Genomic DNA, 24,735 nt, shown 5'->3' with positions numbered 1-24,735 from the left:
CATGGCAGCCGTCCCGCCATTCACCGTCGCGTGCGCACCCGCACAAATGCATCATCCCCGCCGGCCAGGTGGCTGGCCATCATCGGCGCAGCATCCACATGTTGCGGCGGCGACCGCCGCGCACGCTGCAAGTCGTCCGTTTGTCCTTGAAACAACGTGAGCTTCCCGCATGCCCTCTCTGTCCGACCCGATCCGTATCGGCGCGATCGAAGCCAAGAACCGCGTCTTCATGGCGCCACTCACCCGCGGACGCGCCACCCGCGCGCACGTGCCGACACCGATCATGGTGGAATATTACCGTCAGCGCGCCAGTGCGGGGCTGATTCTCACGGAGGCAACCGGCATCTCGCAGGAGGGCCTCGGCTGGCCCTTCGCTCCGGGCATCTGGTCTGACGAGCAGGTCGAGGCGTGGAAGCCGATCGTCCAGGCCGTACACGAAGCCGGCGGCAAGATCGTCTGCCAGCTCTGGCACATGGGCCGCATCGTGCACCCGGATTTTCTCGGCGGACAGAAGCCTGTTTCGGCCTCGGCCACCACGGCCCCGGATGCAGCCCATACCTACGACGGCAAGAAGCCTTACGGGGAGGCCCGGCCGCTCGCGATCGACGAGATCCCGCGCCTGCGCGCCGATTACGAGCGCGCCGCCCGCAACGCCATCAAGGCTGGGTTCGACGGCGTGCAGATTCATGCGGCGAACGGCTATCTGATCGACCAATTCCTGCGCGACGGGTCAAATCTTCGGACCGATGCCTATGGTGGATCGGTCGAGAACCGGATCCGCCTGCTGACCGAGGTGACGCAGACGGTGGCCGACGCCATCGGCAAGGATCGCACCGGCGTCCGCCTGTCTCCCAACGGCGTGATCCAGGGTGTCGACGACTCGAACCCCGATGCCCTCTTCGGCGCAGCGGCTGCCGCTCTGTCGAAGATTGGCATCGCATTCCTCGAACTGCGCGAGCCCGGCCCGAATGGCACCTTCGGCACCGCCAATCATCCGCCGGTTGCCCCGACGATGAAGGCCGCGTTTAACGGTCCCCTGATCCTCAACTCGGATTACGATGGTGTCCGTGCGCAGGCTGCCCTGGACGAGGGACATGCGGATGCCATCGCCTTCGGACGTCCCTTCATCGCCAACCCGGATCTGCCGGCACGCCTCTTCGATGGCTCGCCGCTGAACAAGGACGAAGCGAAAACTTGGTACAGCCAGGGTCCCGAAGGGTACATCGATTATCCTGAACGGGACGCGGCCAAGGCGGCCTGATCCCTCACGTCACCCTGATCACCGCACCAGCTCTTGCAGTGTTGGGCACAAGAGCTGGTGCGTACTTTTGGGGATGAAATACCAACCTTGGCGCTATCCGCCGGAGGGAAGACATCCTATGTGTTGCGACCGTCGAGGATAGCTGCTTTTGCCTTCAGCCAAATTCTGTTCAGTCGCACCGACCGGGTGGACCGAGTCCGATCGACTGGCGGAGCTCGAAAGCCTTGATCTGACTGTGAATGGGCAGGAAGCGGTCTATGACGATCTGACCCGTATCGCCGCTCTGGTGTGCCACGCGCCCATTTCGCTGGTGAGCCTGGTCGAGGGGGAGCGTCAGTGGTTCAAGGCCCGGGTCGGGTTCGACTTGCCTGAGACACCGCGCCAAATGTCGATCTGCTCACATGCGATCGAATCAAACGCCCTCCTGGTGATCCCGGACCTGGCTCTCGATCCCCGCACTTGCGACAACCCCCTCGTCAGCGGAGAGCGGAAGCTTCGCTTCTATGCTGGCGCGGTGATCCGCTCGCCTTCGGGATTACCCCTCGGCACGCTGTGCGTCCTCGACCAAGTCGCCCGGCCAGACGGGATCACGCCGATGCAGGTCGAGATGCTGGAGGCTTTGGCGCGGCAGGCCTCGACGCTGATCGAACTGACACGGACGCGCAGCGAAGTCAGCGCACGGGAAGCGGAATTGCAGGCGAGCGAGCGTCGGTTCCGGGTCATGACGAGCGCGATGCCCCAGATGGTGTGGACCACCCAGCCGGACGGCTACCACGACTTCTACAATGATCGCTGGTACGAGTTCACCGGCGTACCCGCCGGCTCAACCGACGGCGACGCCTGGAACCATATCGTCCATGCGGATGATCGAGCGAGAGCCCTCGGCCGGTGGCGGCACAGCCTTGCCACAGGTGAACCTTACGAAGTCGCCTACCGCCTGCGCCACCATTCTGGAACCCATCGCTGGACCTTGGGCCGGGCTATGCCGCTGATCGATGCCGAGGGGCGAATCGAGCGCTGGTTCGGAACGTGCACCGACATTGAGGACCTGAAGCAAGCCGAGACTGAAACGCGCAAGCTCGCCGCCATCGTGGAACAGTCGCAGGACTTCATCGGCATCGCAGACAGAGATGGCGGTGTACAGCACATCAACGAGGCAGGGCGCCGGCTCGTTGGACTATCGGACATCTCGGCCGTGGCAGGAACGCGGATCGTGGACTACTTCATGCCCGGGAGTCAGTCGCTGATCACCGGAACGGTTCTCCCTGCCGTCGAGAGGCAGGGCTGGTGGGAGGGCGAGTTGGCCTTCCGTCATTTCGTGACAGGGGAGGGGATCTCGGTCCTCTACAACATCTTTCCGCTGCGCAACGACGAAGGCCGCTTCGTCGGATACGCCACCGTCACCCGCGACCTGCGCGAGCGCAAGCGGGCGGAGGAGGCACAGGACCTCTTGATCAAAGAGCTTTCGCACCGGATCAAGAACATCTTCGCCGTGGTGGGTGGACTTGCTGGCCTCTCGGCCCGCACCGACCCGGCTGCCCGCCCCTTCGTTTCGGCCTTCCGGCAGCGCCTCAGCGCCCTCGCTCAGGCGCACGAATACGTTAGACCGCACTCGCCCGCGAGTGCGCCTCCGGTGGAGGGCCAGACCCTGTTCGGCCTGATGCGGCTGATCATGGCCGCCTATGTTCAGGACGGCCGGGAGCGGATCACCATTGCCGGCGATGACGTGGCCGTGGGCGAGCGTGCAGCCACAGCTCTTGCTCTCGTCATGCATGAGCAGGCCACCAATGCGATGAAGTACGGGGGCTTATCGACCGAGGCCGGGAGCGTCCACCTGTCCGGCCGGCGCGAGGGGGAAGCCTATACTCTGACCTGGGCCGAGAGCGGCGGACCGGCCGTCGCGGGACCGCCGAGCCGACAAGGTTTCGGGACGGTCTTGGCACAGCGCAGCGTGGCGGGACAGCTCGATGGGACCCTTCAGCAGGACTGGGCTCCGAGCGGCCTGGTGATGCGGCTCTTGGTTCCTGTGGGTAATCTTGGATCTTGACCCTGCCCCTCTATCGTCTCGTTGTGTTCGATTTCGACGGGACCCTTGCCGATAGCTTTCCCTGGTTTGCCAAGGTCATCAACGATGTGGCCGACCGCTACGGGTTTGCCCGCATCGCCGAGCATGAGACCGAGACCCTGCGGCGAATGGATGCCCGGGGCATCGTTCGGCACCTTGGGATTCCCGGCTGGAAGCTACCGCTGATTACCCGGCACATACATCGGCTCGCAGCCCGCGACATCGACGCAATCTCGCTCTTCCCCGAGATTTCTGAGCTTTTGATCGATCTCGAGCGCGCAGGTCTCCGCCTTGGAATCGCAAGTTCCAATCGCGAAACCATCATCAGACAGGTCCTCGGACCAGCCGATGCTCGGCGTTTCACGCACTACGCCTGCGGAGCTTCCCTCTTCGGTAAGGCCAAGCGGCTGCGGTCGCTGATCCGGGAGGCGGGCGTCGTTCCCGCCGACACACTGTATGTCGGCGATGAAATTCGCGATTGGTCCGCTGCGGGTGAAGTCGGCTGCGCCTTCGGAGCCGTCTCTTGGGGGTATACAAGGGTCGAAGCCCTCGCGGCGTTGGCTCCGACGCATATCTTTTCAAATCCGGCGAGCATTCGAGATTGTGTCGCAATCACGCCGGCTCGTGCCGTTCGCGGACTGGAGGATCGCTGACCACGCGTCCCAGGGAGGCAAGGCCTCCTCTCAGGCCTTCGCAAACACCGGATAGTTTCTGCATCGCATAACTGAACCGAACGAACCGAAGCAGGCGAAACCAGAAAGTCCTTCAGTCTCTGCCGCTTCGCACACGTCGGCTCCGCGACACAGCTTTCCTTAGGACGCGGGACAACTGCTCGACCGAGTACGGCTTGTGTAGCAACTCAAATCCATGCGTCCCCTCTTTTGCAAGGATATGGCTATAGCCGCTGGCAAGCACCACCGGCAGATCCGGCCGCCGTCGTGAGATCTCTTTCGCGAGTTCGATCCCGTTCATGCCGTGCATGACGATGTCGGAGAACACCACCTCGAAACGAAACGGAATTTTCTCGAGCTGATGCAACGCTTCCGCGGCCGAGGTGGCCCAGACCGTGTGGTATCCGAGTTCCGCCAGTGTCTGGGTCGCGAACCCTCCAACTTCCGGATTGTCCTCCACCACAAGCACACAGGTGCCGTGCCCGTCCGTCAGAGGCTCGATCTCTTCGAGCACTGCAGGGATCTCTGCCCCTTTCGAGACGCGCGGAAGATAGAGCGTGAAGGTTGCGCCGCGGCCGGGAAGACTCTGGACAACAACCTCGCCGCCCGACTGTTTCGCGAACCCGAACACTTGGCTAAGTCCGAGGCCCGTCCCCTGGCCGACCCCCTTCGTCGTATAGAACGGCTCGAAAATTCGATGCAGATCACCCGGAGCGATCCCGGTACCGGTATCCGTGAGGGCAACGGCTACGAACGCGCCCTTTCGGATGTCCAGTGGTAGAATCCCGACAACTGGGCTGACCTCGATTGTCAGCCGGCCCTGGCCACCCATGGCATCTCGCGCATTGACCGCCATGTTCACGAGTGCAGTGTCGAACTGGCTCGGATCGGCGTTTACGAAACAGGGGGTCTGAGGCACCTGGACGACGATCTCGATGCGTGCGCCCGTCAGGGTCCCGATCATCTCGCTGATGGCCGACACTCCGGTCCCGACGTTGAAAGTTTCCGGCTTCAGCGCCTGCCGGCGTGCAAAGGCGAGGAGTTGGCCCGTGAGCTTGGCGGCCCGCGCCACCGTGTCGGAGATTGCGTCGACGTAGCGGCGGCGCCGATCCTCAGCCAAGCCAGGCCGCTTCAGGAGGTCGGTCGAGGACTTGATCACGGTAAGCAGGTTGTTGAAGTCATGCGCCACACCTCCGGTGAGTTGGCCGACCGCCTCCATCTTCTGTGCTTGGCGGAGAGCCTCCTGGGCCTGATCGAGGGCAGCCTCCCGCGCCTTCTCATCCGTAACATCGCGGGCGCTGCAATAAGATCGCCCCCTCTCCGGGACGGCCGTCCAAGAGAGCCAGCGATAGTTTCCGTCGCGCGTCCGATACCGATTCTCAAAACGGAAGACCGGTATTGCCTGTGCCAAATTCCGGATGGCTTCGGCGGTCCGGAGGACATCATCCGGATGGATGAGTTCGAGTACGGGACGCCCTGAAATTTCCGTATCCGTCCATCCTAAGACCACCTCCCACGCTGGGTTCACGCGCTCGAAGTACCCATCAGGATGAAAGACACCGAGGAGGTCGGGGCTGACCTGCCACGTCAGACCGCGCTCGTCGGACCGCAGGATGACCTGACGCTCGAGATCAGCATTGAGATTGCGAAGTTCCGCTTCGTTCCGACGGAGAGCGATCTCGGCAAGAGCCCGATCGGTCACATCGACGCCCTCGACGAAGATCCCGGTCACGACGCCATCGTCATCGAAAATTGGCTGATAGACAAAGTCGAGGTAGCACTCGATCGCCGGGCCGCTCGCTTTGGTCTGCAGGGCGATCCTCGACGCGGTCGCCGTGAAAGCTTCCCCGGTGCGATAGACAGTGTCGAGGAGATCGAGATACCCCTGTGCCACGGCGTCCGGAAGCGCCTCGGCGACCGTACGGCCGACCACAGAGCGGTCGCCGACAAGGCGCCGATAAGCAGGGTTGGCGAGCTCAAATCGGTGCTCGGGCCCGCGTAGGACCGCCATGAAACTCGGGGCCTGGGCAAAGAGTGTTTCGAGCCGCTCTCGCTCGGCACTAGCCTTGCGCTCGGCATGCACTCGCCCGGTGGTCTCCGCACAGGCGCAGAACATACCGACGACTTGTCCGGTCTCGTCGCGAACAGGCGTATAGCCGAACGAAAAGTAGGTCTCTTCCGGATACCCGTTACGATGCATGATGAAGGCGATGCCATCCATATGCGTCGCCTCGCCCGCGTAGGCACGGGACAGGATCGGCTCCACGCGATCCCAGATGTCGTGCCACAATTCGCGAAATGAACCGCCGAGGGCTTTGGGATGCCGAGCGCCACACATTGCGGCGTAACCGTCGTTGTAGAGGGTGATGTAGTCCGGCCCCCACACGATGAGCATCGGCTGCTGCGAGCCGAGCATCACTCCGACCAGGGTCTTGAGGGCCTGGGGCCATTCGGCTGGCGCCCCAAGCGAGGTCGCCAACCAATCGTGATTGCGCAAGAGCGCGCCGGCCTCGCCACCCTCTACGAGAAAGGCCTCGCGAAACGGCATCCTCTATATCCTCTGCCCGCACGGGTCTGAGCCCGGGAGAGCCGATCGTGCACCGAGGTCATTCGCATTGTGCAAATCTCCCCGCGTTTGGGAAGTTTGCCTCACGATACGGCGAGGCGCGTCATGCACTCGCCGCTGGACGAGTCCGATTACTGACCGCGATTGGCGCCGGGAACCACGCTCGTACCGGAACCGCTTCCGAACGGCTCATACTTGGTCAGGCCTCGGAAGAGTTGGCTGATGAAGGCGCGGTCGGCCCCGCTGGTGGGGGTCGTACGCTGAATGAAGTCGAAGACGCGCCCATCCTGAAGGCCGTAGAGGGCTACCCGCTCGACCTTGAAAGCGGAATTGAAATAAACCGCTGTGACCTTCTGATCCTCAACCTGCTCGCCAAGGAACAGGACGGTGCGGCGCGTGTTCTGGCTGATGTAGTACCAGGACTTGTTGCCGACGGTAGACACGGTGGAGGGTGTGCCCAGAGCCTGAAGCACCTGCTCGGCGCTCATGCCGGGCTTGACGGTAGCCAGGGCCGCTTGATCGATCTGATAGCCGTGACGAATGTCCTCGCCGATGCAGCCGGACACACCCGTTGCGATCACGCCGAGGACGGCGAGGCGAGCGAGCGATGAAACGAGACGGCGCGACATCGGCCACCCTTGCTGACAGTGAAAAACTGGACGCGTCTACCGGCTTCGGTGGCGGCTCAGCACCGAGCTGAAGAATCCCGATGGAGGTTGCACCTTGACCGTCCGCTGCCGTAACGCGGGGTTATGGTTTTGACAAGGCAAGCCCAGCCACATGCGCCGATCGTCTCTGTCGGTCATCAGCCAACCGTCGGGAGGACATACGCATGATGGCGGGACTGCTACAGCGCTTGCGCGCTTGGGGACAGCCAAGTCCGCGCCAGCGTTTGATCGAGATGCTGCACAGGCGGATCAATGATGCGGCGCGGCGCCCGGAATTGTACACCGATATCGGCGTGCCGGACTCGCTGGAAGGACGGTTCGAATGCCTGATCCTCCACGTCATCCTGGTGCTGCGACGTCTGAACCATATGCCTGAGCCGGCGGCGGACGTGGCTCAGGACCTAGTCAACTCGGTCTTCCTGCAACTCGACTCGTCGCTGCGTGAATCCGGCATCGGCGATTTTGGCGTGCCGAAGCGCATGAAAAAGCTCGGCTCCGCCTTCTATGGGCGTGCAGAGAGCTACGAGACCGCACTCGATGCCGGAGACGCAGAAGGCCTGAAAGCGGTCCTGGCCCGCAACGTACTCGGACAGGATACGCCTGCGGCGGCTGCAGGTTTGGCGAATTACGTCCTCGCCAGCGATGCCGCTCTGGCGCGCTCCGATCTCGACGGGCTGATCGGCATCGGCCCACAGTTCCCACCGCCTCGATCCTTTGCGATGCCCTTCGCGAAGTCGAACGCCGATCCGACACGGACAGCATCATGACACGTTACGAAGAAGCCGGGCCACTTTCACGCATTGTCAGCGTCGATCGCCTCAAGCGTAGCGACGGCAGATTGATCGTGACGGCGAGCCCGGAGGAATGCGCGGCTCTTGCAGCGGATTTCGGGATTCCGTCCATCCAAGACCTGGTGGGGACTTTCGAGACGAGTGGGCAGCTGTCGGCCTTCCGAGTGCGTGGAACCGTCGCCGCTCTGGTGACCCAGGTCTGTACCGTGACCCTGGAGCCATTCGAAGGCCCGGTTTCGGAGTCCGTAGACCTGCTGTTCACGGGTACCGACCGCCTTGAAGGGACTGATGCGGAGGATGCCGACATCCCCGACCCCATCGTCGGCGGCAAGATCGATTTCGGAACGATCACGGCCGAGTTTCTGGCGCTCGGCCTGGATCCTTATCCGCGCAAGCCGGGCGTGGCCTTTGAACCCCATATCGAGGACGCGGACGAGGGGCCGCTCGCAGCCCTGCGCGGTCTGAAGTCCGCCAAAGACTGAGTCCATGAGCCGCCTCGATGGGTCGGCATGCGAACGAAGGCTCAGATTTCGTTTGCCCGGCGGTCATCAATCGCTATTTTCCGGCGCGCCGGGGAGGGGGCCGGTTTTTCGAAACCACCCCGCCATCTCGCCCGTCCGCCTCGCTGTCTCTTCGCAGAGAGGCATTCCGTTTCCACGATCAGAGGCCACCGGCCACCCGATATGTCCCAGAGAGTGTGCATCTCGCTCGACGCCATGGGCGGCGACCATGGCCCCACCACCGTGGTGCCCGGCGCTGCCATCGCCCGCGAGCGCCATCCCGAGATGACGTTCCTGATGTTTGGGGATGAGGCAATCCTCACACCCTTGGTGGCTGCCGAACCGCGCCTGAAAGGCGCCGTGGAGATCCGCCACACGACGATCGCGATCGCGATGGACGAGAAGCCAAGCCAGGCGGTGCGCTCTGGACGCGGGAAATCCTCGATGTGGCGCGCCATTCAGGCCGTGAAGGATGGCGAGGCCGACGCGGCCGTCTCGGCCGGCAACACCGGCGCCTTGATGGCGATGTCGAAGATTTGTTTGAAAACGTTGGCGGGAATCGAGCGTCCGGCCATTGCCTGTCTCTGGCCGACGGTCCGAGGCGAGAGCGTCGTCCTCGACGTTGGTGCGACCATCGGCACCGATGCCGAGCATCTCGTCGAAATGGCCGTCATGGGCTCGGCCATGGCCCGGATCGTGTTCGACCTCGACCGGCCCACGGTCGGACTGCTCAATGTCGGCACCGAGGAGATGAAGGGCAACGAGGCGGTCAAAGAAGCCGCCCGCTACCTGCGCGAGACCGATCTACCGAACCTCAGCTATCATGGATTCGTCGAAGGCAACGATCTCGGCAAGGGCACGGTCGACGTCGTCGTCACGGAAGGATTCACCGGCAACATCGCTTTGAAGACCGCGGAAGGGACTGCCAAGCAGATCGCCAGCTACCTGCGCAGCGCGATGAGCCGGACGCTCTCAGCCAAGATCGGCTACTTCTTCGCCCGCCAAGCTTTCAAAGCCCTAAGGGAAAAGATGAATCCGAGCCGAGCCAATGGTGGCGTGTTCCTCGGGCTCGAGGGCATTGTCATCAAGAGCCACGGCTCCGAGGACGCGAACGGCTTCGCGGCGGCCGTCGACCTCGCCCACGATATGGCTCGGCACGACTTGATGCGCACGATCCGCGATATGCTCGATCTGACACCAGCCGCGGCAACGTCATGACGGGAGCAGCGAACAAAAGGACGGAACCATGACGGTTACCGCTGGGAAATTCTTGCGGTCCGTCGTGGTCGGCTGCGGCTCCGCCCTACCGGCCCGTTGCGTCACCAACGAGGAACTTAGCCGTACCGTCGATACCTCCGACGAATGGATCGTGCAGCGCACGGGAATACGGCAGCGCTACCTCGCGGATGTCTCGGAAACGACAGCCGTCTTGGGCACCCGAGCCGCGCAAGCAGCGCTCGACCAAGCTGGACTGACCGCCAACGACATCGATCTCATCATCTGCGCCACCTCCACGCCCGATCATACCTTTCCATCCACCGCAACCGAGATTCAGGCGGCACTCGGTCTGAGAGGTGGATTCGCTTTCGACGTCCAGGCAGTCTGCGCCGGCTTCGTCTATGCTGTGACCACCGCCGACAAGTTCCTGAGCACCGGAAGCGTCAAGCGCGCACTGGTCATCGGGGCCGAAACGTTTTCGCGAATCCTCGACTGGGAGGATCGTACGACCTGCGTTCTCTTCGGCGACGGCGCTGGCGCCATCGTCTTGGAAGCGCGCGAAGGCGAGGGCACCAACGCCGATCGTGGCGTCCTGAGTGCAAGCCTGCGCTCAGATGGCCGACACCGGGACAAGCTCTACGTCGATGGCGGCCCTGGCTCCACTGGTACCACGGGCCACCTGCGCATGACCGGCAAGGAGGTGTTCCGGTTCGCGGTGGGCTCGGTCACGGATGTCATCGACGATGCCTTTCGCGGATCCGGCACCACCGCGGAGGACCTGTCCTGGTTCGTACCCCACCAAGCCAATCGACGGATCATCGAAGCTTCGGCCGATAAACTTGGGATTGCGCGCGAGAAGGTGGTGCTCACGGTCGACCGACACGGCAACACATCGGCGGCCTCGATTCCATTGGCCCTCGACGTCGCATGTAAGGATGGCCGAATCCGGCGCGGCGACCTCGTGATGATCGAGGCGATTGGCGGTGGGTTCACCTGGGGCGCAGCCCTGATCCGCTGGTAAGCGCGTCACCGCTTGCCACGGGGTGCCTCACGCACTGTTGACCCCAGACTGAACGCCGATTAGCGTGCGCAATCATAGAGATACTAAGAAAACACGAATCGCTTCGGGGAATGTTTCATGACGGGAAAGACGGTCACACGCGCCGATTTGAGCGAGGCCGTCTATCAGCAGGTTGGCCTGTCACGCACTGAGTCTTCAGCCTTGGTCGAGACGGTTCTATCCGAGATTTGTACCTGCCTCGCCAGCGGCGAAACGGTGAAGTTATCCTCGTTTGGATCCTTCGTTGTTCGAAGCAAGGGCCGCCGGGTCGGCCGCAATCCCAAAACCGGTGTCGAAGTTGCAATCGAACCGCGCCAAGTCATGGTCTTCAAGCCCTCAAATGTGCTGAAGGCCCGCATCAACGGCATCAACGGCGCGGGCGAACACGACGACGAGTAGGCCTGCCATGTCCCTCGCCACGCGGATCGACGACATCAACGAGTCCCATTGCGAGGGAGCCCCTGCTGTGCGGGAAGCGCTCGAGAAGAGCGCTGGGGCGTTCCGCACCATCAAGGAGGCCGCCGACGAATTGGACGTGCCTCAGCATGTCCTACGCTTCTGGGAAACGCGCTTTGCTCAGATTCGTCCCATCAAGCGGGCGGGCGGGCGGCGCTACTATCGGCCCGAAGACGTTGCCCTGCTGAAGGGCATCAAGCGCCTCCTCCATGGGCAGGGCTACACCATCAAGGGCGCCCAGCGGGTGCTGCGTGAACGCGGCCTCCGCTTCGTTCAGTCGGTGGGACGCGGCGAAGCCGTCGTGGCCGCACCGTCGATTCAGGATGCCGACGTGGATGTTCAACATGTCGAGCTCCCCGCGGCCGAGCCCCTGAGCCCAAAGCAGCGGGCAGTCCTGGTCGGCGTCCTCGGTGATCTACAAGCGTGCCGCGAAGCCATCGCCCACCTGCGGAGGCTACCCGAGAGTAAAGCCTGCTACTGAGGGATCGACCCATCGCCCACTCGACGGTCGCGCTCACGATCACCACATTCTCAACAACCGGACCGAATCCACCGCGTCCCGCGCGGATCGTCCGGCGTGATCGGAGTTCGTCCGCATGCTGCTTGCCCGTTCCTTCACCTTCCTGGCCGTCAGCGTCGTTCTAGCCGGACCGGCACTGGCGCAGACCACGGTCACCCGCAGCGAGACCGCCGCCAGCGGCAAAAGCGTACGCCTTGCCATCGTGCCAAACCTCAAGAAGGATTGTTCGACAGGTCCGATGCCGGAAATCCGGGTCAGCGGTGCGCCCAAGAACGGCTCGCTCATCACGAAGGTCGGCAAGCTCAAGACGCCGGCGAAATATCGTTGCCCGGGCAAGGAGGCCGCAGTGCAGGCCGTGTTCTACCAGAGTAAGGACGGCTTCACCGGCGCCGACGAAGTGACGGTGGACGTCAAGGATTCTGACGGGAACGTCCAGACCCAGAACATCAAGATTACGGTTGGCGCAGCAAAACCTGATTCGACGGCGAAGAAGGATGCCACCGACCTTTGAGCCGCAGTCGGGGCCGCGGCGTGGCGTTGTCCGCGTGCCCCCACACCGAACCCAAGGGGCAGGCCGGAGTGTTGCCCTGTCGCACGCATCGTGCGGTCAAATTCCGCCGTGAATGCGCTGCGACAAAACTGGGCCTGTCAGTTGCATCCAAGGCGAGACAGGATGAAGCTGTCGCTGTCGTGAGGGGATCGGAAAGCCTATGCCGTCGACGAACGACCTGTTTCAGAGCTTCGCCCGTGGCTACGAGGCGCGTCGCGATACGGAGATGAGCCTCTCCGAGTATCTCGAGGCGTGCCGCGACGAGCCGCTGATGTACGCCTCCGCAGCCGAGCGCATCCTGGAAGCCATCGGCAAGCCGGAATTCGTAGACACCGCGAAGGACCCGCGCCTCGGGCGCGTGTTCATGAACCGCACCATCCGCATCTATCCCGCCTTCGCCGAGTTCTACGGAATGGAGGAGACGATCGAGCGCATCGTGTCGTTCTTCCGCCATGCGGCGCAGGGATTGGAAGAGCGCAAGCAGATTCTCTATCTGCTTGGGCCCGTCGGCGGCGGTAAGTCCTCTCTAGCCGAACGCCTCAAGGCGTTGATGGAGACCCACCCCATCTACGTTCTGAAGGCCGGCAACGAGGTCTCCCCGGTCTTCGAGAGTCCCCTTGGGCTGTTCGACCCCGAGGCGATGGGAACCGAAATCCTAGAGCGCTACGGCATCCCCAAGCGCCGCCTGACCGGACTGATGAGCCCCTGGGCCCTGAAGCGGCTCGACGAGTTCAACGGCGACATCTCGAAATTCAAAGTGATCAAGGTTCGGCCGTCGCGCCTTCGCCAGATCGCTATCGCCAAGACCGAGCCCGGCGATGAGAACAATCAGGACATCTCCAGTCTCGTCGGCAAGGTCGATATCCGTCGCCTCGAGACCCTCTCGCAAGCCGACCCTGATGCTTACTCGTACTCGGGTGGCTTGAACCGGGCGAACCAGGGCGTTCTCGAATTTGTCGAGATGTTCAAAGCCCCGATCAAGATGCTGCACCCTCTCCTGACCGCCACGCAGGAGGGCAACTACGTCGGTACCGAAAACATCGGGGCGATCCCATTCACAGGCATCATCCTGGCTCACTCGAACGAGTCCGAGTGGCAGACCTTCAAGACCAACAAGAACAACGAAGCTTTTATCGATCGCATTTACGTGATCAAGGTGCCGTACTGCCTTCGGGTAACCGAGGAACAGCGGATTTACGAGAAGCTGGTCTCCGGATCCGAACTATCCGACGCTGCCTGCGCGCCGGGTACCCTGGAGATGCTGGCACGCTTCTCGGTGCTCTCGCGCCTACGCGAGCACGCCAACTCCAATGCTTTCTCGAAGATGCGGGTCTACGACGGTGAATCCCTCCGCGAGGTCGATCCTCGCGCCCGTTCGATGCAGGAATACAAGGACGCTGCTGGCGTTGACGAGGGCATGGACGGGATCTCTACCCGCTTCGCCTTTAAGGTGATGGCAGCGACCTTCAACCACGATACCACGGAAGTTTCGGCCGATCCGGTCCACCTCATGTACGTGCTGGAGCAATCCCTGCGGCGCGAACAGCTGCCTCCGGAAACCGAGAAGCGCTACTTGGAGTTTATCAAGACGGAGCTGGCTCCGCGCTACGCGGAGTTCATCGGACACGAGATCCAGAAAGCTTACCTCGAATCTTACCACGACTACGGACAAAACCTGTTTGACCGTTACATCGACTACGCCGATGCATGGATCGAGGACCAGGACTTCAAGGATTCCGAGACGGGCCAGCTCCTCAACCGCGAACTCCTCAACCAGGAGCTGACCAAGATCGAGAAACCGGCGGGCATCGCCAATCCGAAGGACTTTCGAAACGAGGTGGTCAAATTCGCGCTGCGCTCTCGAGCGCAACACGGCGGCCGCAACCCATCATGGACGTCCTACGAGAAACTGCGTGAGGTCATCGAGCGACGCATGTTCAGTCAGGTCGAGGAACTCCTGCCCGTTATCTCCTTCGGCTCGAAGAAGGACGGCGAGACGGAGAAGAAGCACGGCGAGTTCGTCGACCGAATGGTGTCGCGCGGCTACACCGAGCGGCAGGTGCGCCGTCTGGTCGAATGGTACATGCGGGTGAAGCAGGCAGGCTAGGGCGCGCAATACGTCCCGTCCTACAGGTGAAGGGGCGGCCACTCCAATGGCCGCTCCGGCCAGTCGATCCCACATTGATTCCGAGGGCGAAGGCACACACACCGGATGCACATCGTCGATCGTCGCCTGAATCCCGGGGGCAAGAGCCTCGCAAACCGCCAGCGCTTCCTGCGCCGAGTGAAGGATGTGGCCCAGCGGGCCGTGCGGGAATCCGCGCGGGAAAAGGACATCAAGGACCTCGGTAAGGACGGCCGCGTCTCGGTCCCGGTCGATGGGGTTCGGGAGCCGCGCTTCGCACGCCAACCCGGCACCGGCCTTCACGACCATATCCTGCCTGGCAACAAGACCTACGTTGAGGGCGACCGAATCGAGCGTCCGCCCTCGGGTGGCAGCGGCAAGGGGTCGGGGGAGGGCGGGGAGGGCTCCGAGAACAGCGAGGATGCCTTCCGCTTCGTGCTCACCCGAGACGAGTTCCTCGAACTCTTCCTTGAGGACCTCGAACTGCCGGATCTGGCCAAGCGCCGGCTCTCGGTGGTGGAGACGGAAGGGCTGCGCCGCGCTGGCTACACAACCTCGGGCTCCCCCGCCAACCTCGCGCTGACACGCACCCTCCGCAACTCGATGTCGCGCCGCATCGCCCTGAAGCGGCCGAAGCCCGACGAGATCGCGGCCCTCGAAGCGCGGATTGCCGCCGCGTCGTCAAGCGATCCCGACCTGCCTGACATGTTGCTGGCCCTATCGGGTCTGAGGGAGCGTACGAAGCGCATTCCTTACGTCGACCCGCTCGACCTCCGCTACCGCCGCTTCGAGCCATATCCCCGACCGGTAGCGCAGGCAGTGATGTTCTGCCTGATGGATGTGTCGGGTTCGATGACCGAGCATATGAAGGACTTGGCCAAGCGGTTTTACATCCTGCTTCATATCTTCCTGACCCGGCGCTACCGGCACGTGGAGATCGTTTTCATCCGCCACACCGACAAGGCGACCGAGGTGGACGAGGAAACGTTCTTCGGATCGCGCGAAACCGGCGGAACCCTGGTGTCCTCGGCGCTGATTGAGATGAAGCGCGTTATCGCCGAGCGCTACGACCCGAACGACTGGAACATCTACGCCGCGCAGGCCTCCGACGGCGACAACGTCTCCAGCGACGGCCCGACCTCGACCGAACTCTTGCGCGCCCATATCCTGCCGGACTGCCAGCACTTTGCCTACCTGGAGGTCGGCGACGAGAACGGCCCTCGGGCCGGATTCGTCGAGCACCGCACCACCCTGTGGCGCACCTACGAGGGCTTGGCGAAGACGGGCGCGCCCATCGCCATGCGCAAGGTCAATCACCGCCGCGACATCTACCCGGTGTTCCGCGAACTGTTCGGGCGCAAGGACACCCGGGCCGAAGCCGAGGCTTAGGCGACCGCGTATCGCCACACTGGCCGCGCGGGACAGTCACCCTCCAGGAAGGCGTAAATCGCATGGTCGGCAGCATTATCCGTCCCACGCCCCAGATTATCTCCGGCGGGCAGGATCCGCTCTTCACCGGGAACGATTGGGACTTCGACACGATTCGGCGCATCCATGACGCCTGCGAAGCCGAGGCGCGGGACCTCGGCTTGTCCTGGTATCCGAACCAGATCGAGATCATCACTGCCGAGCAGATGCTCGACGCCTACGCGTCGATCGGCATGCCGCTGTTCTACAAGCACTGGTCGTTCGGCAAGCACTTCGCCCAGCACGAGGCCGGCTACCGGCGTGGGATGATGGGACTTGCCTACGAAATCGTCATCAACTCGGACCCGTGCATCTCCTACATTATGGAGGAGAACACGGCGACGATGCAGACTCTGGTTATCGCCCACGCAGCCTTCGGCCATAACCACTTCTTCAAGAACAACTACTTGTTCAAGCAATGGACTGATGCTGAAGGCATCCTCGACTATCTCGACTTCGCCAAGGGTTTCATCTCGCGCTGCGAGGAGCGCTACGGCCATGCGGCAGTGGAAGCCGTGCTTGATGCCGCTCATGCGCTGATGAGCCAGGGGGTCCACCGCTACCCGCGAAAGAAGCGACCCGATCTCGCTTCCGAGCAGCGCCGCGAGCGCGAGCGCGCTGAACACGGCGAGCAAATCTACAACGACCTTTGGCGCACCCTGCCGCAGAAGGTGTCGACCGGGCGACCGGATGCGGCAGCGGAGCGGCGCAAGGCCTTGCTCGAACTCCCGCAGGAAAACATCCTCTACTTTCTCGAGAAGGCCGCGCCCCGACTGCGCCCTTGGCAGCGTGAGATTCTGCGCATCGTGCGCCTCGTGGCTCAATATTTCTATCCGCAGCGCCAAACCAAAGTGATGAATGAGGGCTGCGCCACCTATTGCCATTACCGGATCATGAACTCCCTTTCCGAGAAAGGTCTGATTGGGGAGGCAGCTTATCTTGAGTTCCTGCAGTCTCACACCAACGTCGTGCGTCAGCCAAATTACAATGAGCGCGGCTATAACGGCCACAATCCTTACGCCATCGGCTTCGCCATGATGCAGGACATCGCCCGTATCGTGGAGCAGCCGACCGAGGAGGATCGGGAGTGGTTCCCAGAGATCGCCGGCACAGGCGACGCGATGGCGACCCTACGCGACATCTGGGCGAACTATCGCGACGAGAGCTTCATCGCCCAGTTCCTGTCGCCTAAGCTCATGCGCGACATGCGCCTATTCCACGTTGTTGACGATCCGGACGCGTCGGAGCTCTACGTCGAGGCGATTCACGACGAGCGCGGCTACCGCAGGATGCGTCGCTCCTTCGCCCGGCAATACGATGTGGCTTGGCTAGATCCGGACATCGAAGTGGTGGACGTCGATCTCGAAGGCGATCGGCGCCTCATCGTGCATCACCGCGCTCTGAACCGCATCACGCTTCAAAAAGACGATGCCAAGCGGGTGCTGCAGCACTTGGCCGATCTCTGGGGCTACGATGCGGTTCTGAAAGAAATCGATCCAGCCAACGATACGGTCCTTGTGGAGCATCACGCCACCGCAAGGCCGATCTTCTTCTAAGCTCATGCCACTAACAAACGAGAAGCGATTTTTCGACTCGGGCGACAGCGTTTTGCCCAAGGTAGATTGGCGAAGCCGACGAGGCGAGATAGTCTATTCCCATGATGAATAACGATCTACGCGAATCGCGTGCCGCTTTGATCCTCCTCGCCGCGGCCGTCGGCTCAGTCCTGATCTTCGGGGCAGTTACGGTTCTGATCCAGCTTTGACGAGCGCAACCCTTCGTCTTAATGGGTCCAGGGCGCCGTTCTGTTGAACTTGAAGTTGTCCGAATAGGACAATCCTTTACGCAAAATCGGTTTCTGCGGCTCCTCGACCCGGTAGGAGAGACCTGAGCGGGTTGCGTACGCTACCGCCTCTTCCTTGCTTTCGAATTCGAGATGAACCTGTTGCAGCATATCTGACGAGCCGGTCCAGCCCATGAGTGGGTCCGTTTCGCGTGGCAAGGTCTGATCGAACTCGATCACCCAAACCTTCGCACGCGCAGTTCCGGACTGCGTCGGATCCTTCGCGGGTTGATAAATGCGGGCGCTCGACATCGGATGGTCCAACTCCGGAAAGCCGCGGCAAACGAATGGTCGGGGCGATAGGATTCGAACCTACGACCCTCTGGTCCCAAACCAGATGCGCTACCAGACTGCGCTACACCCCGACACGCTTGCGCGTAGAGGGGACGTACGGTTTCGAGACGGAAATGGCAACAGGTGCCGAACGGGATGTCGCCGATGAGGCTCTCCAACTGACCCGTTCCATGGAAGAACCGAAAAACGCCGCCCCCCCCCCCCGCATGATACCCCTTTGGCGATTAATGCTGCGGGCAACCGCGGGACCAAGTACCGACCCGAGATTTTGCTGAATGCTCCGGTAAGACTGCCCGTTACCAGCCAGGATTCAATAACCAGAAAAACGCACCTTAACTCACTGGTCACGATAATCGCAGTCGAAGGACCAATTGAGGTCGGAGCATGCTATAGAATCTCTAGCGAGGGCATAGCGATGATTTTGATCCTACTAGCAGCCATCAGTGGAAGCGTGTTGACGATGGCGATCTTGCTGCCGCAAGGCATCTGGACTGCACTAATCTGTGCTCCTTTGATGGGAAGCCTCTTTGGTGGCTTGGCAGCCTTCGTGCTCATGGCGCGGCGTGGCGAGGATTGGGCTACCGGAACCGGCTTCGACCAGAGCAGCAGCGACCAGACCGACGCGATGGTCAAATCTCTGCGTGACATCGCCACGAAGGGTCGGGTTTCTGGTGAGATGATGCAACAGGCGACTACCGCGGGCGGGAAAGATTCCAAGGCAGCATAACAGGCAGCCTTGGGCGGTGGAAATTGGACGTAAATAACTCGAGAACGACACGGATCCCACCGAGCTCTCGGCTTGGTCGGATCCGTGTCGTTCTCGAATTTTCCGTTGAGTTGCTGCCTGGCTTGGACGTTCTAAACCCTGAACGAATGACGGTTGTCCGCCTTCGCCCGCCATCAGATCACGAAGGTGATCCCGAGCTTCCGTCCATCGCGCCAAACGACGTGGCAGCGGCGCGGCTTAGCATAGGCGGACATCATCAGGGTGAACTGATCCGGCACGGCTGCAGGTGACTCGACCTCAATCTGCGCACCGGTCTCCGACTGATTCCAAACAAGGCAGTCAATTGCAGAGGTACCAACGTCCAGTGCCAACGAACCTATACGGAAAGCATCCGAGCGCCGGGCCGCCCGACGATTCTGCTCCACCCTACGTCTCCCGGCTTAGTGTCTAAAGGCAGTAGACGCGGTGGACGTTAACGATCCTTCGTCGAGACCGCGGAAAAGCACCTACTGGCCTCGAAGGTCAGACGCGCACATCGACAAGGCGACTCTGCCCCGGAACTTCATCGCCACCTCTCGCATCCAGGCTCTGCTGAAACGGCTCAACGACAACTGAAACAGTTCGCGGCTCGGTCTCGTGGCGGAGAGCCGCGGTATTTCGGACATCGTGCAGGATCTCGATGGCTCGGATGAGACCCACTTGCGTGATGGGAATGGTGATTGCCATAGGCGTCGATCCTTCGAAACATTTCGATGGTCTCCGCTTCGTTACGCCAGGATATCGAGAACTTGGCGCTCCGAATCGATAGTTGACTTTAGAACTGCCGTATTTAGACCGATATTCGCTTGTTCTTGAATGAGCTGAACAGCCGTTGTCGAAAGATCGACCTGGGTTGCACTTGGCAGGCTGGTACCAAAAGTGGATATCCCCTCGGCCGCCGTGGCGTAGCGCTGTGTCGCCGCCAGGAGACCGCCGCTGCTGGCCGAAATTGCGCTGACCATTGCTTCCTCCTCGCATCACAAGTAAGGCAAGCATGACAGCTCTCAATTTATCGTTTTGCAAATACATCGCATTGGATAGACCGAGCGCTGGTACCCACTGCCATGCGAGAAGCTTGACCTAACGCTGTAGGAGCACCACGTCACCAACGGGCGCGATCGGTCCCGCCCGTCGTGCGCCTGCCACGGAGAGCGCAATGATCGATCTGTATTACTGGCCGACCCCGAACGGCCACAAAGTGACGATGTTCCTTGAGGAAGCGGGCCTTTCCTACACTCTTCATCCTGTAAATATCGGCAAAGGTGATCAATTTAAGCCGGACTTCCTGAATATTTCGCCAAACAACCGAATGCCGGCGATCGTCGATCGTGAGCCAACCGGTGGCGGACCACCGATCTCGCTCTTTGAATCTGGCGCGATTTTGCTTTATTTGGCCGAAAAGACTGAGCGCTTCATTGCCAGTGATATTTCAAGCCGCGCAGAGGTCCTGCAATGGCTATTCTGGCAAATGGGCGGTCTCGGACCAATGCTCGGTCAGAACCACCACTTCACCCAGTACGCGCCGGAGACCGTGCCCTACGCCATCGAACGATACGTCAAGGAGACCAACCGACTTTACGGCGTCCTTGATCGGCGCCTTGCGGACCGCTCCTTCGTCACCGGGGCGGATTACACCATCGCCGACATGGCATGTTATCCGTGGATCGTACCGCACGAGAAACAGAGGCAGTCCCTGGAAGATTTCCCGAATCTCAAGCGCTGGTTCCATGCCATCGCCGAGCGGCCGGCAACCAAGACTGCCTACGCTCGGGCCCCGGAGATCAATCCTGACTTCGGTAAAGCGCTGAGTGAGGATGCCAAGAAGGTCATGTTCGGCCAGACGGCGGCGACGCGAGGATAAGAGGCGTCAACGCTTGAGGCTGTCGAGCGGCACGGGGGCGGCATGCGGACGCGTTGCCAACATACCGTCCAGAAGAGCCAGGACCTCGGCCCGGCCGCAATTCGCAGTCGGTTCGAAAGGTGTCCAGGTCTGGGTGAAGTCAAGTTGCGCAAAAACGTCCCGATAGCGTCGTAACTCTTTCGTGGTCAGTGGCACTCCGCGTACGAAAGCCTTGTGCGCGGAAATGGTGAGTGCCTTGCGAAGATCTTGCGGATCGAGTTCGAACTTCAGCGCGTCGCCGCAGAACACGATTTTTCGTGCTCGATCGAAGAGGATCGCATGGCCGTCGAAATGGCCGGCGGTCCGGTGCAGTTCTAGGCCGGGGAGGGGCTCCAGGAAATCATCGTAGGGCCAGGAGACCTGCAGGGCGGCACTCCAGACGAAATCCGAAGCAGGCAGGCAGAGTTCGGGATCAAAGCGATCCTGTAATTGCACAAGCGCCCCGTACGCATGCGGATGGGATGAGGACAACACCTGCATTCCTCCGAGGGCAGCGATGTGCTGGAGTGCCGCCTCGCTGAAGACCGGACAGGCCTCGAATCCCATGTTCCCGGTTGGCGTTTGGATCAGGTAGGCGCTGGGACCGATCCCGGAGACGGGATCATTCCAAAAGCGCCAGATCCCAGCCTCGAGTTCTTCCCAGTGACAAGGGAATCGGTCCTGGGCCTCGCGTTCACTCCAGAACTGCCAGCCTTTCTGTGGCACCACGTGGCGCGCGTCGAGGCACATCGGGCAAGCCGGTGGCTTCTCGAAGTGGCGCTGCCAAAATCCACAATTGTCGCAGGTGTAAGCTGGCAGATCGAGGGCGCCGGCGAAGGGCAGATATCCGGGAGACACGGGACCGTCGCTCTCGTTGGCGGCAAAGGCCGCGGGTAGCCTCAGGCTGAGGCATCGGCATATAGGCCAAAGTCGGACCGTGGCCATACGGCCGTCCGCCTGAACTCGACCGGAGGATCATGCCTGTTCCCAATTTGCAGCTCGCGCATCGACCCGTTCCGAGCCTTGCCTTCGACCTGACGCGCCTGATCACGCGTCTGCGGCACGCGAGCCCGAGCGGGATCGACCGGGTGGATCTGGCCTATGCACGCCATTTTTTGGGGCAGGCCGGTGAACGCTTCGGGTTGGTCTCGACCGTTCTCGGACCAAAGGTCCTCAACAGGGAGGATGCGATCCGCATCGTCGATGCGGTGACAGAGGGCTGGGTCGAGGATCTCAATGCGTTGCAGGACCCGATCTATCGCCGATTGGCTTCCGAGCTGAGTGACAGCCCGACGGAAATTGGTACGAAGCAGACGGCGCGCAGGCAGAGCAGCACGACACGGCGCCGCATCCAGGCTGAAACGGCAGCGACCGTGTTGCCCGCTTGCGGACCCGACATACTGCCCCAGGGCACGATCTATCTGCACACCTCGCACCTGCGCCTCGACAAGCCCGAGCGTTTCGACTGGCTCTACGACCGCCGCGATATCCGTGCGGTCTTCTTCGTCCACGACCTGATCCCGATCGACTACCCGGAATACGGTCGGCCGGGGGAAGCGGAGCGGCACCGGATCCGGATGGACACCATCGCGCGCCACGCCTCGCATGTGCTGGTCAATTCGCGGGATGTCGGTGACCGCTTCTCCCGATACTGTGAGGCACGTGGCTTACCAAAACGGTCCGTCACGACGGCCCTGCTCGGCGTTGAGCCAGTGTTCCAGCCCCTCGGAGAGGGGACCTACGGAATTCCCCATCGACCGACTTTCGTCGTCTGCGGCACGATCGAGCCGCGTAAGAATCATCTCTTGCTGCTGCATCTTTGGCGCGACCTTCACGAACGCCACGGCGCGAACACGCCACGCTTGGTGCTCGTCGGCCGACGGGGTTGGGAAGCAGAGAACATCATCGACATGCTGGAGCGCTGTCCCGCGATGGCGATGCGCGTCACCGAAGTGAGTGGCCTGTCGACCCACGGTCTCGCGGCACTCCTGCGCTCTTGCACGGCGCTGCTGATGCCGTCCTTCGCCGAGGGGTATGGGCTTCCCATCGTGGAGGCGGCAGCCAGTGGACTTCCCGTGGTCGCGTCGAACCTTGCGGTGCATCGCGAGATCGGCGGCGAATTTGCACACTTCCTGGATCCCCTCGATGGTCTCGGCTGGAGACAAACCGTGGAGAACCTCGCGCAGCCGAATTCGGCAATGCGTCGTACCTTGGTCGAACGGATGGCGGGCCGGTCTCTGCCCACCTGGACAAATCACTTCGCAACGGTCGAGGATGTGTTGGCGCGGGTCGTTTGCGGTCCTGACGTCTGACGAATAAGAACAGGCGTCACCCGGGGTCGCCGGCACTGGCAGGCATCAGACAGGGACCGAACGGATGAAGGTTGTCGGCTTGGACCGGGATACGATCAAGGCCGGCTTAGCCGACCGATCGCTCCTGTTGATCGATGTACGGGAACAACACGAGTTCGATCAGGGACATATCCCTGGATCGATCACGCATCCCCTCTCGACTTTCGACGCCGCAGAAATCGCTGACTTGGTCGTACGCGACGGCCGGCGTCCGGTTTTTTCCTGCATGTCGGGCGTGCGCTCCGTCCACGCTCTGTCCGCGGCGCAGCAAGCCGGTCTGTCCATCGAGGAACATTATGCCGGCGGTTTCAAGGATTGGGCCAGCTCAGGCGAGCCAATCGAGATCTGATCAGAATCAGTTCGAGCCGAAAGATCGTCCAGCCGAACATCTGCATTCCGCTGATCATGTGTGGCAGCGCACGACATGCCACGCGCCGTACCTCTAGCTGGCGCATCGTAGGGAATAACCATATGCGCATGCGCTCGCTCTTCCGACTGCTTCCGCTCCTCGGCCTCGTCGCGACCACCGGCGCCGGACCAGCCCTGGCACAGGCGCCGGGAGGGCCGCCGCCGAAGGTCACCACCGCCAAGCCGGTCGTGCGTGAGATCGTCGAGACCGACACCTATACAGGCCGCTTCGACCCGGTGGACATCGTCGATGTCCGTGCCCGGGTCACTGGTTACCTCGATAAGGTGAATTTCACGGACGGTGCCACGGTCAAGAAGGGCGACCTGCTCTTCGTCATCGACCGTCGCCCCTACAAGGCTGCGCTGGATCAGGCGCAGGCTGCACTCGTCTCGGCGAAAGCGCGCCTGAATTTCTCGCAGACCGACCTCGACCGTGCGCAGACCCTGAGCAAATCCGGCAACATCTCTGAACAGGTCACCGATCAGCGCCGTCAGGCCTCGCAGACCGCGCAGGCCGATGTCGACAGCGCCGATGCGCAGTTGCGCCAAGCCCAGCTCAACTACGACTTCACCGAGGTGAAGGCACCGATCTCGGGCCGCATCAGCCGGCGCCTGGTCACCGAAGGCAATATCGTCATCACTGATCAGACCCAGCTGACGACGATTGTCTCCCTCGATCCGATCTATTTTGGCTTCACGGTCGATGAGCGCTCGTTCCTGAAATATCAGGGTAGCCTCGGTATCGGCATGGGCCAGACGCAGAAGGGCAAGGGCGTACCGATCCTTGTGGCGCTGACGGGCGATGAGAAGCCGACTCGCAAGGGCACGCTCGACTTCGTGGACAACCGCGTGGACAATGCCACAGGCACGGTACTGCTGCGCGCTACGGTCGAGAACCCGGATGGCTTCATCAAGCCGGGTCTTTTCGGCGTGGTCTCCCTGCCGGCAACGAAGCCCTATCAGGGCATCTTGCTGCCCGACGAGGCAGTTTCAGCCAACCAGGATAAGCGCATCGTCTATGTGGTTGCCGATGACGGCACGGTATCGCTGCGCGAGGTCAAGCTCGGTCCGAAAGTCGATGGCTACCGAGTCATCCGCGACGGCCTCAAGGGCGACGAGAACGTGGTGGTAAACGGCGTGAGCCGCGTTCGTCCTGGCGCGAAAGTCACGGCTGAAGCGTCAACTCTGCCGCCGAGCAAGACCTGATACGCATCCCAATGCGATAGGCCCCGGCCGTCCGCGGCCGGGGAGCGGCCAACAGACCGCGGACGAAGAA

The 24,735-nt window shown here is 61.9% G+C and carries 25 protein-coding genes and 1 tRNA gene; 18 read left to right on the top strand and 8 right to left on the bottom strand.

The genetic code is table 11. The features are described from left to right. Positions 1–169: 169 nt before the first annotated feature. The 3 genes from ASF60_RS10800 to ASF60_RS10790 all read left to right on the top strand — a co-directional run bounded on the left by ASF60_RS10800 (position 170) and on the right by ASF60_RS10790 (position 3,979). Complete coding sequence (locus ASF60_RS10800) at positions 170–1,261, top strand: alkene reductase (protein ID WP_056184227.1); 1,092 nt, start codon at positions 170–172, stop codon at positions 1,259–1,261. Positions 1,262–1,496: 235 nt separating this feature from the next. Then, positions 1,497–3,308: a PAS domain S-box protein gene (locus tag ASF60_RS10795; protein ID WP_244478388.1), complete on the top strand. Its 1,812-nt coding sequence runs from the start codon at positions 1,497–1,499 to the stop codon at positions 3,306–3,308. Continuing rightward, entirely contained in the window at positions 3,305–3,979 is a 675-nt protein-coding gene (locus ASF60_RS10790) for an HAD-IA family hydrolase (protein ID WP_156633986.1), read from the top strand. Before ASF60_RS10795 ends, ASF60_RS10790 begins: the two co-directional genes overlap by 4 nt. Before the next feature lie 112 nt (positions 3,980–4,091). Here ASF60_RS10790 and ASF60_RS10785 read toward each other — a convergent pair whose 3' ends face one another. Then, positions 4,092–6,545, bottom strand: a complete 2,454-nt coding sequence (locus ASF60_RS10785; protein ID WP_056184221.1) for a PAS domain-containing protein — start codon at positions 6,543–6,545, stop codon at positions 4,092–4,094. Between the two features lie 149 nt (positions 6,546–6,694). After that, positions 6,695–7,192: an outer membrane protein assembly factor BamE gene (locus ASF60_RS10780; RefSeq protein WP_056184219.1), complete on the bottom strand. Its 498-nt coding sequence runs from the start codon at positions 7,190–7,192 to the stop codon at positions 6,695–6,697. Between the two features lie 203 nt (positions 7,193–7,395). Between ASF60_RS10780 and ASF60_RS10775 the strand changes: the two genes are divergently transcribed. From ASF60_RS10775 to ASF60_RS10730, 10 genes are all read left to right on the top strand, one after another. After that, the gene (locus ASF60_RS10775) at positions 7,396–7,998 is read left to right on the top strand and encodes a ubiquinol-cytochrome C chaperone family protein (protein ID WP_056184217.1); all 603 of its coding nucleotides are present in this window, start codon (positions 7,396–7,398) and stop codon (positions 7,996–7,998) included. Then, on the top strand, positions 7,995–8,504 hold the full coding sequence (locus tag ASF60_RS10770) for a YceD family protein (protein WP_056184215.1): 510 nt from the start codon (positions 7,995–7,997) through the stop codon (positions 8,502–8,504). The genes ASF60_RS10775 and ASF60_RS10770 overlap by 4 nt, the downstream gene beginning before the upstream one ends. Positions 8,505–8,705: 201 nt before the next feature. After that, entirely contained in the window at positions 8,706–9,740 is a 1,035-nt protein-coding gene (plsX, locus tag ASF60_RS10765; RefSeq protein ID WP_056184213.1) for a phosphate acyltransferase PlsX, read from the top strand. A 28-nt stretch (positions 9,741–9,768) separates the two neighbouring features. Then, entirely contained in the window at positions 9,769–10,761 is a 993-nt protein-coding gene (locus ASF60_RS10760; protein ID WP_056184211.1) for a beta-ketoacyl-ACP synthase III, read from the top strand. A 117-nt stretch (positions 10,762–10,878) separates the two neighbouring features. Then, positions 10,879–11,199 (top strand): integration host factor subunit alpha, encoded by a 321-nt coding sequence (locus tag ASF60_RS10755; RefSeq protein WP_056184209.1) that lies wholly within the window; start codon positions 10,879–10,881, stop codon positions 11,197–11,199. 7 nt (positions 11,200–11,206) lie between these two features. After that, entirely contained in the window at positions 11,207–11,737 is a 531-nt protein-coding gene (locus ASF60_RS10750) for a MerR family transcriptional regulator (RefSeq protein WP_082507859.1), read from the top strand. Between the two features lie 115 nt (positions 11,738–11,852). Then, positions 11,853–12,287 (top strand): hypothetical protein, encoded by a 435-nt coding sequence (locus tag ASF60_RS10745; protein WP_056184207.1) that lies wholly within the window; start codon positions 11,853–11,855, stop codon positions 12,285–12,287. A 199-nt stretch (positions 12,288–12,486) separates the two neighbouring features. Beyond that, complete coding sequence (locus tag ASF60_RS10740) at positions 12,487–14,433, top strand: PrkA family serine protein kinase (RefSeq protein WP_056184204.1); 1,947 nt, start codon at positions 12,487–12,489, stop codon at positions 14,431–14,433. A gap of 105 nt (positions 14,434–14,538) precedes the next feature. After that, positions 14,539–15,840, top strand: a complete 1,302-nt coding sequence (locus ASF60_RS10735) for a YeaH/YhbH family protein (RefSeq protein WP_056184202.1) — start codon at positions 14,539–14,541, stop codon at positions 15,838–15,840. A 62-nt stretch (positions 15,841–15,902) separates the two neighbouring features. Beyond that, positions 15,903–17,474, top strand: a complete 1,572-nt coding sequence (locus tag ASF60_RS10730) for a SpoVR family protein (protein WP_056184200.1) — start codon at positions 15,903–15,905, stop codon at positions 17,472–17,474. Between the two features lie 227 nt (positions 17,475–17,701). Here ASF60_RS10730 and ASF60_RS10725 read toward each other — a convergent pair whose 3' ends face one another. Together ASF60_RS10725 and ASF60_RS10720 are read right to left on the bottom strand one after the other, a co-directional pair. Continuing rightward, positions 17,702–18,013 (bottom strand): ETC complex I subunit, encoded by a 312-nt coding sequence (locus ASF60_RS10725; RefSeq protein ID WP_056184359.1) that lies wholly within the window; start codon positions 18,011–18,013, stop codon positions 17,702–17,704. 36 nt (positions 18,014–18,049) lie between these two features. After that, positions 18,050–18,126, bottom strand: a tRNA-Pro gene (locus ASF60_RS10720). A 389-nt stretch (positions 18,127–18,515) separates the two neighbouring features. Here ASF60_RS10720 and ASF60_RS10715 point away from each other — a divergent pair. Further along, positions 18,516–18,782: a hypothetical protein gene (locus tag ASF60_RS10715; RefSeq protein ID WP_156633985.1), complete on the top strand. Its 267-nt coding sequence runs from the start codon at positions 18,516–18,518 to the stop codon at positions 18,780–18,782. 173 nt (positions 18,783–18,955) lie between these two features. On the opposite strand, the gene ASF60_RS10710 is transcribed toward ASF60_RS10715, so the two are convergent. The 3 genes from ASF60_RS10710 to ASF60_RS23545 all read right to left on the bottom strand — a co-directional run bounded on the left by ASF60_RS10710 (position 18,956) and on the right by ASF60_RS23545 (position 19,783). Beyond that, positions 18,956–19,207, bottom strand: a complete 252-nt coding sequence (locus ASF60_RS10710; RefSeq protein ID WP_056184196.1) for a pilus assembly protein PilZ — start codon at positions 19,205–19,207, stop codon at positions 18,956–18,958. 97 nt (positions 19,208–19,304) lie between these two features. Next, positions 19,305–19,508 (bottom strand): hypothetical protein, encoded by a 204-nt coding sequence (locus ASF60_RS10705; protein ID WP_056184194.1) that lies wholly within the window; start codon positions 19,506–19,508, stop codon positions 19,305–19,307. Between the two features lie 41 nt (positions 19,509–19,549). Further along, positions 19,550–19,783 carry a hypothetical protein gene (locus tag ASF60_RS23545; protein ID WP_082507858.1) on the bottom strand — a complete coding sequence of 78 codons (234 nt, stop codon included), beginning with the start codon at positions 19,781–19,783 and terminating at the stop codon, positions 19,550–19,552. Positions 19,784–19,977: 194 nt separating this feature from the next. Here ASF60_RS23545 and ASF60_RS10700 point away from each other — a divergent pair, with 194 nt between their 5' ends. Beyond that, positions 19,978–20,682: a glutathione binding-like protein gene (locus tag ASF60_RS10700; protein WP_056184191.1), complete on the top strand. Its 705-nt coding sequence runs from the start codon at positions 19,978–19,980 to the stop codon at positions 20,680–20,682. Positions 20,683–20,688: 6 nt separating this feature from the next. Here the strand turns inward: ASF60_RS10700 and ASF60_RS10695 are convergent, their stop codons facing one another. Then, positions 20,689–21,558 (bottom strand): MBL fold metallo-hydrolase, encoded by an 870-nt coding sequence (locus tag ASF60_RS10695; protein WP_056184189.1) that lies wholly within the window; start codon positions 21,556–21,558, stop codon positions 20,689–20,691. 119 nt (positions 21,559–21,677) lie between these two features. Here ASF60_RS10695 and ASF60_RS10690 point away from each other — a divergent pair, with 119 nt between their 5' ends. From ASF60_RS10690 to ASF60_RS10680, 3 genes are all read left to right on the top strand, one after another. Continuing rightward, entirely contained in the window at positions 21,678–23,012 is a 1,335-nt protein-coding gene (locus tag ASF60_RS10690) for a glycosyltransferase family 4 protein (protein ID WP_156633983.1), read from the top strand. Positions 23,013–23,076: 64 nt separating this feature from the next. Next, positions 23,077–23,400 (top strand): rhodanese-like domain-containing protein, encoded by a 324-nt coding sequence (locus ASF60_RS10685; RefSeq protein WP_056184185.1) that lies wholly within the window; start codon positions 23,077–23,079, stop codon positions 23,398–23,400. 128 nt (positions 23,401–23,528) lie between these two features. Then, positions 23,529–24,665, top strand: a complete 1,137-nt coding sequence (locus tag ASF60_RS10680; protein ID WP_200935840.1) for an efflux RND transporter periplasmic adaptor subunit — start codon at positions 23,529–23,531, stop codon at positions 24,663–24,665. The last annotated feature ends 70 nt before the right edge of the window (positions 24,666–24,735 follow it).

Origin of the sequence: Methylobacterium sp. Leaf113, assembly GCF_001423325.1 — a bacterium.
Taxonomy (GTDB): Bacteria; Pseudomonadota; Alphaproteobacteria; order Rhizobiales; family Beijerinckiaceae; genus Methylobacterium.
This window is presented reverse-complemented; position numbering and strand designations above follow the sequence as displayed.

Coding starts and splice junctions, on each gene's coding strand:
- ASF60_RS10785 (WP_056184221.1), bottom strand. CDS start 6,545: ATGCCGTTTCGCGAGGCCTTTCTCGTAGAGGGTGGCGAGGCCGGCGCG.
- ASF60_RS10700 (WP_056184191.1), top strand. CDS start 19,978: ATGATCGATCTGTATTACTGGCCGACCCCGAACGGCCACAAAGTGACG.
- ASF60_RS10690 (WP_156633983.1), top strand. CDS start 21,678: ATGCCTGTTCCCAATTTGCAGCTCGCGCATCGACCCGTTCCGAGCCTT.
- ASF60_RS10760 (WP_056184211.1), top strand. CDS start 9,769: ATGACGGTTACCGCTGGGAAATTCTTGCGGTCCGTCGTGGTCGGCTGC.
- ASF60_RS23545 (WP_082507858.1), bottom strand. CDS start 19,783: ATGGTCAGCGCAATTTCGGCCAGCAGCGGCGGTCTCCTGGCGGCGACA.
- ASF60_RS10745 (WP_056184207.1), top strand. CDS start 11,853: ATGCTGCTTGCCCGTTCCTTCACCTTCCTGGCCGTCAGCGTCGTTCTA.
- ASF60_RS10705 (WP_056184194.1), bottom strand. CDS start 19,508: ATGGCAATCACCATTCCCATCACGCAAGTGGGTCTCATCCGAGCCATC.
- ASF60_RS10775 (WP_056184217.1), top strand. CDS start 7,396: ATGATGGCGGGACTGCTACAGCGCTTGCGCGCTTGGGGACAGCCAAGT.
- ASF60_RS10735 (WP_056184202.1), top strand. CDS start 14,539: ATGCACATCGTCGATCGTCGCCTGAATCCCGGGGGCAAGAGCCTCGCA.
- ASF60_RS10780 (WP_056184219.1), bottom strand. CDS start 7,192: ATGTCGCGCCGTCTCGTTTCATCGCTCGCTCGCCTCGCCGTCCTCGGC.
- ASF60_RS10750 (WP_082507859.1), top strand. CDS start 11,207: ATGTCCCTCGCCACGCGGATCGACGACATCAACGAGTCCCATTGCGAG.
- ASF60_RS10755 (WP_056184209.1), top strand. CDS start 10,879: ATGACGGGAAAGACGGTCACACGCGCCGATTTGAGCGAGGCCGTCTAT.
- ASF60_RS10715 (WP_156633985.1), top strand. CDS start 18,516: ATGGCGATCTTGCTGCCGCAAGGCATCTGGACTGCACTAATCTGTGCT.
- ASF60_RS10725 (WP_056184359.1), bottom strand. CDS start 18,013: ATGTCGAGCGCCCGCATTTATCAACCCGCGAAGGATCCGACGCAGTCC.
- ASF60_RS10770 (WP_056184215.1), top strand. CDS start 7,995: ATGACACGTTACGAAGAAGCCGGGCCACTTTCACGCATTGTCAGCGTC.
- ASF60_RS10800 (WP_056184227.1), top strand. CDS start 170: ATGCCCTCTCTGTCCGACCCGATCCGTATCGGCGCGATCGAAGCCAAG.
- ASF60_RS10680 (WP_200935840.1), top strand. CDS start 23,529: ATGCGCTCGCTCTTCCGACTGCTTCCGCTCCTCGGCCTCGTCGCGACC.
- ASF60_RS10740 (WP_056184204.1), top strand. CDS start 12,487: ATGCCGTCGACGAACGACCTGTTTCAGAGCTTCGCCCGTGGCTACGAG.
- plsX (WP_056184213.1), top strand. CDS start 8,706: ATGTCCCAGAGAGTGTGCATCTCGCTCGACGCCATGGGCGGCGACCAT.
- ASF60_RS10730 (WP_056184200.1), top strand. CDS start 15,903: ATGGTCGGCAGCATTATCCGTCCCACGCCCCAGATTATCTCCGGCGGG.
- ASF60_RS10685 (WP_056184185.1), top strand. CDS start 23,077: ATGAAGGTTGTCGGCTTGGACCGGGATACGATCAAGGCCGGCTTAGCC.